The organism is Flavobacterium sp. KKT103, assembly GCF_055640565.1.
In genome coordinates this window covers 2,795,235-2,808,100 of the sequence record NZ_CM145766.1, presented here as the reverse complement: position 1 = coordinate 2,808,100, position 12,866 = coordinate 2,795,235, and the positions used below count along the sequence as shown (strand labels likewise).

The following is a 12,866-nucleotide window of genomic DNA, read 5'->3' as shown; positions in this document are numbered from 1 at the left end:
TTTTATTTGTTAGAAATAGATGGAAATTGCAATTGAATAGCACTTTGATTATAAGCATTGGTAGCTTCGGCATTTTGCTTTTTGATGTCGATAGCCTGATTCAAAAAACTGATGTAATACCAATAACTCATATCACCATTGGCATAACTTTTTTGAGCCGTTGCAATTATTTGTTCTGCATATAGCAAACCTTCCTTTTGATAATAATCTAATGCTTTTTGTTGCTTTTCGAAATCATTTTTCAATTCCTGCATTTGTAATTTCAAAGTCAATTTATTTTTGTCTAATTCTAATTGGGATTGCGAAATACTGATAGCAGATGCTTTAGCTTTAGCTGAATTTACCCCACCAAATAAAGGAATTTGTAAACCTGCCGTAAACCCTTGAAAATAAGATTTGGTATCAATGGTTTGTCCAAAATAACCTAATCCTAATTTTGGTGTTCGCAATGCTTTAAAAGTATTGGCTTCTTTTTGATACACCGAAATTTGCTGTGTATAATAATCGGTTACCAACGTTTCTACTTTGGATTGGTTTTCATTCGGTTGAAATGAATATTGCATTGGCGTTGTACTATCGGGTACAATATTCTCTTCCGTTTGAATAAAAAATTGTAATTGTTTTTGGTAAATTGCCAAATCAAATTCGAGTTGCGCTTGCTGTGTTTCTATTTCTTTTGACTTTGCTTTGGCACTGATTACTTCAATTTTTCCGCTTTCGCCTGTTTCAAAACGTAGTTCTGCATTCTTTAGGAATTTAGAATAAATTTCCAATAAATCTGCATTTAGTTTTTGTACAGAAACACCATATAAATATTGATAGTAGGCGATTGTTACTGCTTTTTCGATTTCATATTCGGATAATGCTTTTCGTTTTTCAGCTAGTTTCACCAATTCTTCCTGCAATTGACGATTGGCTTTTGTAATTCTTCCAATTGGAAAATACTGCTGTATCGAAACATTGCTATCATAATATTTACTATTGAATTGCCCACCCTGATATTGCACTTGCAAAGGATCTGCTTGAAATGCTGTCTTTTTCAGAACCGTTTGTTTCTCAATTTCCTTATCAGCAATCTTTAAATCAATATTATTGGTTTTTGCAATTTCGATAGCTTTTTGTAATGAAATAGGCTGGCTATTTTGAGCAAAAGAAAAACTACTTATCAATAAAACTATTAGGGTAACGATTGGTGTTTTTATTTTTCTTCTTGCTTTAATTCCTTTTTCAAACAATAAATAAAGTATTGGTAAAACAATCAACGTCAATAATGTAGCCGATAATAATCCTCCAATAACAACCGTTGCCAATGGTTTTTGTACTTCAGCTCCACCGCTGGTGGATAATGCCATTGGCATAAATCCTAAAGACGCAACAGCAGCTGTCATTAAAACAGGTCGTAACCGTGTTTTTGTACCCATTAAAACTCTTTGTAATGGATCGGTTATTCCTTCAGATTTCAATTGATTGAAATAAGAAATCAATACAATTCCGTTTAACACTGCGATTCCGAAAAGGGCTATAAATCCAATTCCTGCCGAAATACTGAAAGGCATTCCCCTCATCCATAGTGCGAAAACACCTCCAATGGCTGATAATGGGATGGCGGTAAATATTAGCAAAGATTGTTTCATACTATTGAAAGTAAAATATAGCAGCACCATTATTAATGCTAATGCAATAGGTAAAGCAACCGAAAGTCTTTTAGTAGCTTCAATCAAGTTTTCGAATTGTCCTCCATAAGTAACATAATAACCTGGGGGAAGTTTGAAATCTTTATCAAGTTTAGCCTGAATTTCTTCGACAACGCTTTTTATATCTCGACCACGAACGTTTAATCCAACAGTAATTCTACGTTTACCATTCTCACGAGAAACCTGAACAGGGCCTTGCTCATAAGAAACCGTTGCTACTTGTGATAGTGGTACTTGTTGTCCGTTTGGTAAAGGAATAAATAGATTACTCACATCTGTAATATCTGTTCGGCTAGCTGCATCCATTCTCACCACTACATCAAATCGTTTGCTTTCTTCATAGATTTTACCTGCGCTTTCTCCTGCAAATGAAGAGCGGATGATTTGGTTGATATCGGTAATATTCAAACCATATAATGCAATTTTATTGTAATCGTATTTTACAGTAATTTGCGGTAAGCCTGTTACTTTATCTGCTTTTAAGTCTCCAATGCCTTCAATATTATTGACTTTAGCAATCAATTCTTTGGCTTTAGTATCTAAAATTTCTAAATCATCACCAAAAATTTTAATGGCTATATCACTTCGGCTTCCGGTCATTAACTCGTTGAATCGCATTTGAATTGGTTGTGAAACTTCAATATTAGCACCTGGAATGGCTTCCATTTCTTCTTTCATTGCATTGGCTAAATCTTCCCAATTGTCGTAATCACCTGTCCATTCACTTTTGTCTTTAAGTACAATAATCATATCCCCACTTTCTATAGGCATTGGATCCGTTGGAATTTCACCACTTCCAATTTTGGTTACTATGGTTTTAATTTCGGGAAATTTAGCTTTTAGAATTTTTTCATATTCTGTGGTTGTTTTTACCATTTGCGAAAGCGAACTTCCGGTCATAATTGTAGCATTTAAGGCTAAATCTCCTTCTTCAATTGTTGGAATGAATTCGCCACCCATATTTTGAAAAATTACTAGCGCCAATACAAATAGACCTAATGAAATTGCCAAAACTGCTTTTTTGAAACGCAATGCTTTTTCTAAAAACGGGGTATATATTCCCTCGAACCAAGCCATCATTCTATCACTAAAATTGGTTTTGTGTTCTGTATTTTTGGATAAGAACATCGCACTCATCATTGGTACATAAGTTAAAGACATAACAAATGCACCTATTACTGCAAATCCTACTGTCATTGCCATTGGTCGGAACATTTTACCTTCTGTGCCAACTAATGCCAGGATTGGCAAATACACGATTAAGATAATTATTTCCCCAAAAGCGGCACTGTTTCTAATTTTGGAAGCCGATTGATATACCTCTTCATCCATTTCAGATTGGGATAAATCTTTTTTTCTTTTGAGTTTTTGCAAATGATGCATTGTTGCTTCGACAATTATAACCGCACCATCGACAATAATTCCAAAATCGATTGCTCCTAAACTCATTAGATTTCCGCTTACTCCAAAGGTATTCATCAAAATCACAGCGAAAAGCATTGATAATGGAATTACAGATGCTACAATTAGTCCTGCACGAAGATTTCCAAGAAATAAGATCAATACAAATATTACTATTAATGCACCTTCCAATAGGTTTTTAGTAACAGTTCCTATGGCACTATCTACTAATTTTCCTCTATCGATAAAAGCTTCAGCAACCACTCCCTCTGGAAGAGTTTTGTTGATCTGATCCATTTTTTCTTTTACTCTATTGACAACTGCACTTGAATTTTCTCCTTTTAGCATAAGAGCCATTCCACATACAATTTCTCCTTTTCCGTCTTTAGTAGATGCCCCATAACGCAGTGCTACACCTTCTCGAACTTCGGCTACATTTCGAACTAAAATAGGTGCTCCGTTTTTATTTGCAACCACTATGTTTTCTAAATCTTTGATGCCTGTAGCCATACCGACACCACGAATGAAATAAGAGTATTGGTCTTTTTCAATATAAGCACCACCTGTATTTTGATTGTTTTTTTCGAGTGCCTCAAAAATATCGGTAATGGTTATTCCTAAACTATTTAGTTTATTTGGATTAATAGCCACTTCGTATTGTTTTAATTTTCCTCCCCAGGTACTGACTTCGGCAACACCTTCAATACCCTGTAATTGTGGAGTGATAATCCAATCCTGAATGGTTCGTAATTTTACGGCATCGTATTTATCTTCATAGCCTTTTTTGGCATATACATCGTATTGATATATTTCTCCTAGACCTGTAGAAATAGGTCCTAATTCTGGAGAACCTGCATATTTAGGTATGTTTTCTTCAGCTTGCTTTAAGCGTTGAAAAATTTGCTCTCTTGCCCAATATATATCTACATCGTCTTTGAAAACAACAGTTACCACAGATAATCCAAAACGAGAAATGCTTCGTAATTCAATTACTTTTGGAATCGTTTTTACAGCTTGTTCGAGTGGATAGGTAATTAATTGTTCTACTTCCTGACTTGCTAAAGTAGGGGCAGTAGTAATTATTTGTACTTGATTATTAGTTACATCTGGCAAGGCATCCAGCGGTAAATTTTTAATAGAATAACTTCCCCAGGCTATAAGCACAAGGATAAATAAGAGTATAATGAACTTGTTCTTTATACTAAATTGTATGATTTTGTCTAACATTGAAATATTATAATGAATTAGAAATCAGCAAATAGAATATTTGCCATTATTTGTGAAAAGGTCACAATTTTCTAACCCGAAATTACTCGGGCATCATTATGCTATTTGAGGCGGTTGCCAAATACTTCCGAAGAAATTGGAAGCAAAAATAGATTTATAGAATGGCTCTTTGGTTTTTATAACTGCAGAAATTAAAGGAAAATCGAATTTAATTGGAAAATGACTTAATATTTGCACTCCACAACAATTGCAAGCGCAGAAAGGAGAACACAAATCTTTTTCTTTATTGTGGGAATGGTTTTCTTTATAGGAGGAAAGTTCCTTTGATGTATGTACCAAACTATTTACTTCCAAATCAGCACAAGGCAAAAATGAAAGTGCTGTTAGATAAATTGATAGTATGAGGTTCATCCATTTCACTAATACAAAAGTAACAATAAAATTTATATGATTTAGGGATTAATTAATTTTTATTATTATATTTTTATTTTTATTTAATACGAAATATTTATTTAGCTTTGCCTAAAATTTAATTTATGCAAATGAAAACAATACACTTTTTTTTTGGGTTATACCAATACTCTTGATCCTGTTATTCACATCTTGTGATGAAAATTATACTGAAATTCCTGCTGATGATGAAGTTTTAGATGGAACCGTTGAAGGGCTCTCCCATGAAGAGTTAGCACGTTTCTTAAAAGGTGATGCGGCATTCAATGAGGTTTTTACCCGTGAAACAGGACTTGGTCCTACCTTTGTTGCGTCAAGCTGTATCAGTTGTCATGCTGGCGACGGTAAAGGACACCCCTCTACCACACTTACCCGTTTTGGACAAATTGATGAAACAGGAAACTTGTTCCTAAACCAAGGTGGCCCACAATTACAAAATAGATCGCTACCCGGATTTTTACCCGAACAAATCCCATCTGGAGCTACTTTTGCTAAATTTACGCCACCAGCAAATACAGGTTTAGGATTTTTAGAATCTGTTACAGATGCAACTATCCTGGCAATGGCAGATCCTAATGACGTTAATGGCGATGGAATATCGGGTGTTCCAAACTGGATAGACATTCCTGACTTTGTAATCCCAACATCAAATGCTGTTTCTCAAAACGGAAAATATATAGGCCGTTTTGGCAAAAAAGCCGCGGCTTTTGATTTATTGCACCAAACCGTAAATGCTTACAACCAAGACATCGGAATTACCTCTATATTCAATCCTATTGACGTTTATACTAATCTGGAAATTGATCCTGAAATTGCGACAAGTACCGTAAACGACGTTGTTTTTTACTTGCAAACATTAAAAGCACCAATTCAACGCAATCAAGGTGATGCAGTTGTTAAACAAGGAGCAACCATTTTTAACCAAATTAATTGCGCAAGCTGTCATAAATCTGAATTGAAAACAGGTTATTCACCTATTAAGGCCCTTTCAAATAAAACATTCGCTCCTTACACCGATTTGTTATTACACGATATGGGAAGCGGTTTAGACGATGGTTATACTGAAGGAAGCGCAAAAACTTACGAATGGAGAACACCACCACTATGGGGAATAGGGCTTTCTGAAGACGCACAAGGAGGGAACTATTTCTTAATGCACGATGGTAGAGCAAATAGTATTGAAAGTGCCATTTTAATGCATGGTGGCGAAGCAAACAACAGTAAAACAGGCTATCAAAATCTTTCACAATCAGACAGAGAGGCATTACTAAAATTTATAAAATCATTGTAATTATGAACAGAAAAGATTTTTTAAAAACATGTGGTTTTGGTTGTTTAGCAGGAATTTCAACTCTTACTTTATTACAAAGCTGCAGCACATCTAAAATTTTGGAAAAAGAGATAAAAGGTTCAGATATTCTAGTTCCATTGACTGATTTTGAAATCAAAAATAAGGGAATCATAGAATATAAAAAATACGTAATCATACAAAACGAAAAACTGACCCATCCTATTTGTGTTTATCGTTTTGACGCGAATAATTATAGCGCACTATTTATGCAATGCACTCATCAAGGAGCAGAACTGCAGGTTTTTGGAGATAAATTACAATGTCCGGCACATGGAAGTGAATTTAGCAACAAAGGAAGTTTAGAAAACGGCCCGGCTGATAGAAATTTACGAAATTTTCCGATCATAATAGATAACGGCACCCTTAAAATATCATTAAAATGAGACTAAAACTCCTATGCATAACATTTTTATTTTCTATAAATTTCTATTCACAAATCGACCCTGTTTTACTAAAAAGGACGTCTAAAGACAGTACAAAACAAGCTTTAAATATGGATGCTGTTTATAATCGTCCTTTTTTAAATATTGGAAAAACACCCATAGCCGTTGGAGGTTATCTGGAAGCTAATTGGCAACGCCTTTCCACCGATGGCGTTTCCGAAGGACATCAATTTCAAGCCAGACGATTAACCATTTTTATGTCATCGGCAATCAGCAAACGTGTGAAATTTTTAAGCGAGATCGAATTTGAAGAAGGTGGAAAGGAAATCGCTATAGAATTCGCCTCTGTGGATGTTGAATTTAATCCCTTGGTTAATTTTAGAGGAGGAATAATCATGAATCCTATTGGGGCTTTCAATCAGAATCATGATGGTCCAAAATGGGAATTTACCGACAGACCCATTTCAGCAACACAAATGTTACCGAGTACTTTTAGTAATGCTGGGGCTGGGCTTTTTGGAAAAAAATACTCGAAGAATTGGATGATTGGCTATGAAGCTTATTTCTCAGGAAGTTTTGATAACTCGATAATTGAAAACACAGAGAACAAAACTTTTCTGCCAGCTGCCAAAAACAATCCAGAACGTTTTGAAGAAATAAATAGCGGATTACCTTTATTTACTAGTAAAATCGCTATTCGAAACAGTAAAATTGGTGAATTAGGACTCTCCTATATGGGGGGCGTTTACAATAAATTTCAAGATGAAGGAATAATTTTAGACAAAAAACGACGTGTCGATATTTATGCATTAGACTTTAACACAACGCTTCCTAAAATTAAAACGTTTACAACTTCAGAATTGGCATGGGTTAAAGTAGATGTTCCGGAAACGTATGGCCAACAATTTGGCAATAAGCAATTTGGAGGATTTATCGATATCGTTCAACCTTTACTTACAAAAAATGTTTTAGGTTGGGAAAATGTTGTGTTAAACTTAGCTTGTCGACTGGAATATGTTGATTGGAACGTTGGAACCTTTAACGAAACTAGTGGGAATATTGCAGAAGATATTTGGAGCATCATGCCTGCGTTAAGTTTCCGTCCTACCTCACAGACTGTTTTTAGACTAAATTATCGCTTTCAGAAACAAACCGATATTTTAGGAAACCCACCGGCTACTACCGATGGATTTAGTGTTGGAGTTTCAACTTATTTTTAGGGATTTTTATAGACTAATTCTATCTATCGACAATTATAAATAATATAAACCAGAGGCTGTCCGAAAAGTAATTTTCGGACAGCCTCTGGTTGCTTAATTTAAGGATTAGTGCGTCCGAAACTTTATTGAAAAATTCCAAACAAAGATTAAAAGTCGATTGCGTGCTTATCTGTCCTGTGCTAACCATCAAATAGAGGTTAGTTTGGCTTCATCATCTTTTGTTAATTTTGGATATTTTGGGAATACCCAGTGACTGCATTGTACGCGCCGAACGCTGCACCTTTATAGTATTCATAAGTTGTGTGGGATAACTCATGGCATATCCAAAACACTATCTACCATATTTGTAAAACAAGTGGAAAGTTAATGTCCCCTCTTGTATAGTTTTTATTACCTGTTTATTAGGAACTAGCGCAGACAGTTTCAGTTTTTTCACTTCGTGGTCTGTTCTGTGAAATGTTCTATTAAGTTGGGTAATTTTAATAATTGTCCTTTTTCTGTGTTGACATACAGAAATATAAACAGGAATATTATTTCTACTTATGAGCTTTTTTTATACCATCATTAATCTAATTATTCCAAAAAAGTTTAATTTTAAACGCACAGTAAAGGAGGTAGAGGAGAGAGAGAATTCTATTCACGATGAGAAATAAAATCGATTTATTCAATTTTTTTTTTAACCGTTAGACTGAAATGAGTTAAAGGATATTTTGCGGTTTTACCATTCTTGCCCATATTCATAAAAATTTACTTTTCATTTATAGGCTGAAATCTAATAACTTTTTGTAATTTGTAGTACTTTTACTTTCTTTAGGAAGTTTTGCAAATTAATATTTTAAAGCTTACAATATGTTTAGAGAGTTACACTTATAGCATGAAATCAATTCTTCAGTTTCTGATAAGTTTAAATGCCAAATTGATAAGTTTTTCATACCGCCATAAAACAGAAAAAGATGCTTAAGCATCTTTTTTTGTGTTCGTTTTTAAAACAAAATCGTCATTAATCTTAGAACCATATTGTTTTTCAATCAATTTGAAAAATTCAGATAATTCAATTTTTTTGTAAAAGCAGATAATTGCCAGTGTTGATAAAGGTATTCGGTAGCCATCATCATTTTTAATCTTAGTTAGAACATGAGGATGTATTCCGAGTTCTTGACTTTGAGATAGATTTGATTTTTCATCTGAAATCCATTCTTTTTTAATGTAGTTACAAACAAATCTATCGAGCAAAAATATTTTTGCTTCATTACTTTTGTTGCTATTACTTTTATTATTAACCATTACGGCAAAAGAAAATATTTTTCATGAATTTTATTGGCACGATAGTGCTAGTTTTGAATAACTTTGTTATATTTGTAACATAATTAATATATTTGCGATTCTTCATATAAAATATTTGAAGCATTCGCTTAGAATCTCGTATCAGAAAATTGGCGTTTTATAACCACGAGATGATAAGTAAGATGCTCACGTCCCATGGCGTGGGCTCACTTATTTGTGGTTAAGGTATGCCAATGCCTCTGATGCAATAAGCTGAGTTCCATGCCATTTTTTATGCGCAAAAGTTACTCCCTTTTATTCTTAGCTAATCTTCTTTTTTACAGTATCGTAAATCAATCAATTAATTGAATTAGTTTGTTTGGAAACGCACTGCCTGAGTTGGGCTGCAACTGGCAACGGCAGTGTACTTTCCTAAATAAACAATATAAATTCAAAAGCCTTTGCATCCAAAAAAGAGTGCTCTCAAGATCTGTGGTAATAGCAATAGTGCAAATCGAAATAATAAATTGAAAAACAGCAAACAACAACGAAAAGATGAAATACTATAAAACTATAAAAGTTACTTTAATTCTAGCTTTCATTACGCTGATAATTTGTTGGCTTTATGGTTCCGATGCTTTTATATAAATAGCAATAACTAAGAAAAATAACTATTTATTTTCACATCACACAGCGTGCTTAGATGTAATAACACCTAATAATATTCAGATAACGCCTATGACTTAAAAAATAAAAATCTATGCCTTAGCGCTTTCGAGGCTAATCACAAAAAAAGGCCCTCTAACTCTTCTTGGCGGACGAATAGAGGACCAAAGCAAACTAAACCGAAGTCTCATTTAACCAATTCAAAAGTATGAAAAAAAAATCATTTTTGAAGTTTTGGACAACAACACAACTGTCCAAACTGTACTGCATCCTTTTCCTGTGCTTCTTTGCAGGATTAAATGCTCAAACACGATCTATTAAAGGCAAAATCACCGATGATACCAGCACAGTTCCTGGCGTAACCATAAAGGTTAACAATAAGCCAACAACAGCATTTTCTGATGAAAATGGAAATTACACAATACTAGCAGCTGAGAATGATGTTTTGGTTTTTTCCTATCTAGGCTATAAAACGATTCAAATTGTAGTTGCAAATCAAGCAACTATTAATGTAAAATTGACTGAAGATGCAACGACTTTAAAAGAAATCGTAATAAATGCTGGATATTATTCTATTAAAGAAAAAGAGCAAACCGGTAGCATTGCAAGAATGACTGCGAAAGACATCGACAAGCAACCTGTCACAAATGTATTAGCCGCAATGCAAGGAAGAATGGCAGGTGTCAATATCATTCAAGATGGGGGAACTCCCGGCGGTGGTTTCCAAATTAAAATTAGAGGTCGTAACAGTATTCGCCTTGATGGAAATGAACCATTATACATTATTGATGGAGTTCCCTATTCAAACGAGTCCATAGGAAGTGCGAACACATCAACGGCATTACCAAGCCAAGCCAGCCCGCTCAACAGTATTAATCCCAATGATATAGAAAATATCGAAGTATTAAAAGATGCCGATGCGACTGCAATTTACGGCTCAAGGGGAGCAAACGGTGTGGTCTTAATTACTCGAAAAAAAGGAAAGTCAGGTAAAACAAACATTTCAGTAACTGCCTCAACAGCCGTTGGTACAGCGACTAAATTTGTAGATCTGATGAATACGGAGCAGTATCTGTCGATGCGTAAACAAGCATTTATCAATGATGGAATTCCAATATCGGATACTGATTATGATGTAAATGGAGCTTGGGATCAAACTCGATATACCAATTGGCAAAAGGAATTATTAGGCGGTTCAGCAACAATTAATGACTTTAGAACCAGTATCTCTGGTGGTAGTGAAACAACACAATTCTTGATGAGTGGGAACTACAGAACCGAGGGAACAGTCCTTCCGGGAGATTTCAGGTACATTAAAGGAGGGATTCTTAGCTCAATAAACCACACTTCTTTAGATAAGAAATTCAAAATCTCTTTTTCGGGAAATTACACGGCACAAGACAATCTACAAGCAGCGACAGATTTGACATTAACAGCGCGTTATTTGGCACCAAACGCTCCCGCACTCTACGATTCAAATGGAAATTTAAACTGGGAAAATGATACCTTCGAAAATCCTTTGGCACCTCTAAAAAGCACCTACCGTGCGAACACCAATGACTTGGTGGCCAACAGTGTGTTGTCATATGAACTAATTCCAGGTTTAGAAATAAAATCAAACTTTGGTTTTACCGATTTAAAAACCAAAGAAGTGCGAACGATACCATCCACCATTTACAATCCCGTTTACGAAGTTGGGAGTGACAATTCCTTAATGTACTTAAACCTTACCAGCAGACAATCATGGATTATAGAGCCACAACTAAGAGGTTTCAAAAATTTTGGAAACCACAAATTTGATGTGCTACTGGGGATGACTAGCCAACAGCAACGTACAGAACGCCTATTCCAATCGGGTATTGGTTTTGCAAACAACAATCTGATTAACAACTTAGCTTCTGCAATTACAAAAAACACAACCAATAGCGATACTTTTTTATACCGTTATCAAGCTTTTTTTGGTCGCATCAATTACAGTTACGACGAAAAATACTTTTTAAACTTTACAGGTCGTCGGGATGGTTCCAGCCGATTTGGACCAGGCAAACAATATGCTAATTTTGGTGCTATTGGTGCCGCATGGATTTTTAGCAAAGAAAAATTCAATCCAGAAAACAGTAAAATGAGTTTTGGAAAACTCCGTTTTAGTTATGGAACTACGGGCAATGATCAAATTGGAGATTATCAGTTTTATGATACCTACGGTACAACTGGTGCTAATTATCAGGGCATAATTGGGTTACAACCTACACGACTTTATAATGCCGATTTTGGATGGGAAACCAATCGTAAACTAGAATTAGCTTTAGAAACTGGTTTTTTTAAAGACAGAATTTTTAGTACGCTAGCGTTGTATAGGAATCGTTCGTCGGATCAATTGGTGGGTATTCCTATGCCAGCTACAACAGGTTTCTTGTCATTGAATGCGAATCTTGATGCTACCGTTGAAAATTCAGGTTTTGAATTTTCCGTACGAACCCTAAATATTGATTCAAACTCTTTTAAATGGTCAACAAACTTCAATGTGGCCGTTTCAAAAAATAAATTACTTTCTTTCCCGAATCTTTCAGGTTCCACTTTTGCAAATCGGTATGTGATTGGACAATCAATTGATATTGTAAAATTATACCAAAGCAAAGGTGTTAATCCACAAACAGGATTATACGATTTTGAAGATTTAAATGGGGATGGAAGCATAACAGCAGGCGACAAGCAAATTATTAAGGACTTATCTCCTAAATATTTTGGAGGCATCCAAAACCAATTGGACTATAAAAATTGGCAATTGGATTTTTTATTGCAGTTCGTAAAAAGAGACAATTACGATTACATTTCAAATGTTCCGGGAGGTGGTCAAGTAAACCAAAGCAACACTATTGGCGATGCTTGGCAGCAAATTGGGAATCAAAGCAGTTCGCAACTGCATACTACGGGACTAAATGGTGCAGCGGTAAGCACCTATTATAGGTACATAGAAAGTGATGCCGTAATTACAGACGGCTCTTTCATCAGACTAAAAAATATATCACTTTCCTATGATATTCCGTTACAAGCGACCACTAATGTAAAATGCAAACTTTTTATTCAAGGTCAAAACCTACTGACATTTACATCTTACAAAGCAGGTGATCCCGAGTTTAAGTTCTCAGGATTCCTCCCTCCGCTAAAAGTGATCAGTGGCGGAATGACATTAAACTTTTAATCCTCAAAA

Annotated in this window: 7 protein-coding genes; 4 read left to right on the top strand and 3 right to left on the bottom strand. The window is 35.0% G+C overall.

Annotated elements, in window-relative coordinates; all coding sequences use genetic code 11:
• Nucleotides 1-2: 2 nt before the first annotated feature.
• Nucleotides 3-4,322 (bottom strand): CusA/CzcA family heavy metal efflux RND transporter, encoded by a 4,320-nt coding sequence (locus ACZ2G0_RS12020; protein WP_417982906.1) that lies wholly within the window; start codon nt 4,320-4,322, stop codon nt 3-5.
• 96 nt (nt 4,323-4,418) lie between these two features.
• Nucleotides 4,419-4,733 carry a DUF6660 family protein gene (locus ACZ2G0_RS12015; RefSeq protein WP_225872936.1) on the bottom strand — a complete coding sequence of 105 codons (315 nt, stop codon included), beginning with the start codon at nt 4,731-4,733 and terminating at the stop codon, nt 4,419-4,421.
• Between the two features lie 172 nt (nt 4,734-4,905).
• On the opposite strand from ACZ2G0_RS12015, the gene ACZ2G0_RS12010 reads away from it, so the two are divergent.
• From ACZ2G0_RS12010 to ACZ2G0_RS12000, 3 genes are read left to right on the top strand one after another with little or no spacing between them, the layout of a single operon-like run.
• Nucleotides 4,906-6,063, top strand: coding sequence for a di-heme oxidoredictase family protein (locus tag ACZ2G0_RS12010; protein ID WP_222616915.1), 1,158 nt, complete (start codon nt 4,906-4,908; stop codon nt 6,061-6,063).
• Nucleotides 6,064-6,065: 2 nt separating this feature from the next.
• The gene (locus ACZ2G0_RS12005) at nt 6,066-6,506 is read left to right on the top strand and encodes a QcrA and Rieske domain-containing protein (RefSeq protein ID WP_086455349.1); all 441 of its coding nucleotides are present in this window, start codon (nt 6,066-6,068) and stop codon (nt 6,504-6,506) included.
• The gene (locus ACZ2G0_RS12000; protein WP_470307819.1) at nt 6,503-7,726 is read left to right on the top strand and encodes a hypothetical protein; all 1,224 of its coding nucleotides are present in this window, start codon (nt 6,503-6,505) and stop codon (nt 7,724-7,726) included. The genes ACZ2G0_RS12005 and ACZ2G0_RS12000 overlap by 4 nt, the downstream gene beginning before the upstream one ends.
• Before the next feature lie 957 nt (nt 7,727-8,683).
• On the opposite strand, the gene ACZ2G0_RS11995 is transcribed toward ACZ2G0_RS12000, so the two are convergent.
• Nucleotides 8,684-9,010 (bottom strand): helix-turn-helix domain-containing protein, encoded by a 327-nt coding sequence (locus tag ACZ2G0_RS11995; protein WP_086452575.1) that lies wholly within the window; start codon nt 9,008-9,010, stop codon nt 8,684-8,686.
• Nucleotides 9,011-9,863: 853 nt separating this feature from the next.
• On the opposite strand from ACZ2G0_RS11995, the gene ACZ2G0_RS11990 reads away from it, so the two are divergent.
• Nucleotides 9,864-12,857: a SusC/RagA family TonB-linked outer membrane protein gene (locus ACZ2G0_RS11990; protein WP_182650438.1), complete on the top strand. Its 2,994-nt coding sequence runs from the start codon at nt 9,864-9,866 to the stop codon at nt 12,855-12,857.
• The last annotated feature ends 9 nt before the right edge of the window (nt 12,858-12,866 follow it).

Excerpts from the sequence above, each read along its gene's own strand:
- ACZ2G0_RS12020 (WP_417982906.1), bottom strand. The coding sequence starts at position 4,322 with ATGTTAGACAAAATCATACAATTTAGTATAAAGAACAAGTTCATTATA.
- ACZ2G0_RS11990 (WP_182650438.1), top strand. The coding sequence starts at position 9,864 with ATGAAAAAAAAATCATTTTTGAAGTTTTGGACAACAACACAACTGTCC.
- ACZ2G0_RS12015 (WP_225872936.1), bottom strand. The coding sequence starts at position 4,733 with ATGAACCTCATACTATCAATTTATCTAACAGCACTTTCATTTTTGCCT.
- ACZ2G0_RS11995 (WP_086452575.1), bottom strand. The coding sequence starts at position 9,010 with ATGGTTAATAATAAAAGTAATAGCAACAAAAGTAATGAAGCAAAAATA.
- ACZ2G0_RS12005 (WP_086455349.1), top strand. The coding sequence starts at position 6,066 with ATGAACAGAAAAGATTTTTTAAAAACATGTGGTTTTGGTTGTTTAGCA.
- ACZ2G0_RS12000 (WP_470307819.1), top strand. The coding sequence starts at position 6,503 with ATGAGACTAAAACTCCTATGCATAACATTTTTATTTTCTATAAATTTC.